Annotated in this window: 2 protein-coding genes; both read left to right on the forward strand. The window is 46.5% G+C overall.

Annotated elements, in window-relative coordinates:
• The first annotated feature begins 275 nt into the window (after positions 1-275).
• Positions 276-557, forward strand: a complete 282-nt coding sequence (locus B3W37_RS08930) for a DUF2325 domain-containing protein (protein ID WP_483171737.1) — start codon at positions 276-278, stop codon at positions 555-557.
• Between the two features lie 449 nt (positions 558-1006).
• Positions 1007-1512: flavoprotein (locus B3W37_RS08935; protein WP_483175446.1), on the forward strand; the 506-nt coding region annotated here is incomplete at its 3' end.

Raw genomic sequence — 1512 nt, forward strand, 5'->3', positions numbered from 1 at the left:
TATATTCTAATATCCCCTGATTATGTATAGACGAATACACTGAGCTGGCCCTAAAGAAACTGTAATCGAAATATATTCGAACTTTCCCCTTGACAAATCGAATATAAGATTTTAGCATTTATTATAATATATTATTTCAGTATGTTTACTTGGTTTTGGTTTGACCAGACAACTGGAGGCCGGGATGCAGCAGCCGTCTTGGCCCTTCTTATTTTAGACATTGTAGGGCCTTCATCAGATTACCGGCAGGTAATTGTTATGAAAGGGGGAAAAAAATGGGAGCAAGACAGAAAGTGGAAAAGGTTCTTTTCGTGGGTGCGGATCATCTGGGCGCGGTTCCCAAAAAGCTATACGCTGAAGGGGCCAAAGAGATCATCCATTGGAAGGGGCGAAATCACTCGACCCAAAATCGCGAGATCCCCAAGAACGTAGACTTAATCATTCTAAATTTAAACTACATAAGCCACGGACTCATGAACCGGGTGAAAAAGCAGGCCAAATCCAGAGGGATTCCCATTATTTTTAGAAAAACCGTTTTTTTTAGCCAGGCCAGCTAAACAGTTCATTTTCTATAACCAGGAGGGAATTATTTTGCGGCATTACGAAGGCACGTTCGGTGACTGGGAGAAAGCGAGCACAGTGTTTCCTCCAATCATTGACATTGTACGAGCCGGCAATTCCCTGCCGGCGATAAACTAAAAAACAAACCGGGCTATGCGTTTCATCCGCATTGACAAAAGGAAGCGCAGGGATTAGGATAAATTAAATTATACGAATATCCTTATTCGTATTCATGACTCCCGCCCAAAAATGGAGATCAGGCTGTCCTTACATCCTGGTCTTTCATATTTATTCCGCACATCTGCTGTTTCCCAGGGCTAAAACAAATGGACGCCCGGGCCGGGAGAGAATGATGCGGGGAGGAATCCGCATGATATATATTGAGGATGAAAATATAGGCATGGAGACAACCCGTCAAAGAGGTGGACTCGGAGGTGTTTGATCGATGGACCAGACAGTCGGAATAGGTGTTACAGGAGGCATTGCAGCGTATAAAATAGCGGATCTGGTCAGCCGGTTGAAAAAAATCGATCTTGAAATCGCGGTGCTTATGACCGAAGCGGCTACTCGATTTATCACTCCCCTGACCTTTAAAACCCTGACGGGCAGAGAAGTGATTACCGATTTATGGTCCGACCCCAGGGAATACAGGGTGAAGCACATCGGCCTGGCCGAGCAGCTTGATCTGCTGGTCATCGCTCCTGCAACCGCCAATTTTATAGCCAAAATGGCCCATGGCATAGCCGATGATGTTCTGTCAACACTGGTGGTGGCGAACACGGCTCCGGTTCTGGTGGTGCCGTCTATGAATACCCGTATGTATGAAAACCCCATTGTGAAGAGAAACCTGGCCATTCTGGCGGAGTGTGGATACCACGTCATGGACCCGGCCAGCGGCCTTCTGGCCTTCGGTACAATAGGCAAAGGCAAACTGCCCGACGTTGCAGATAT

Source organism: Syntrophomonas sp. UBA5494, assembly GCF_002426325.1.

What these genes read in the sequence shown, in the direction of transcription:
- B3W37_RS08930 (WP_483171737.1), top strand. Translation starts at nt 276, where the DNA reads ATGGGAGCAAGACAGAAAGTGGAAAAGGTTCTTTTCGTGGGTGCGGAT.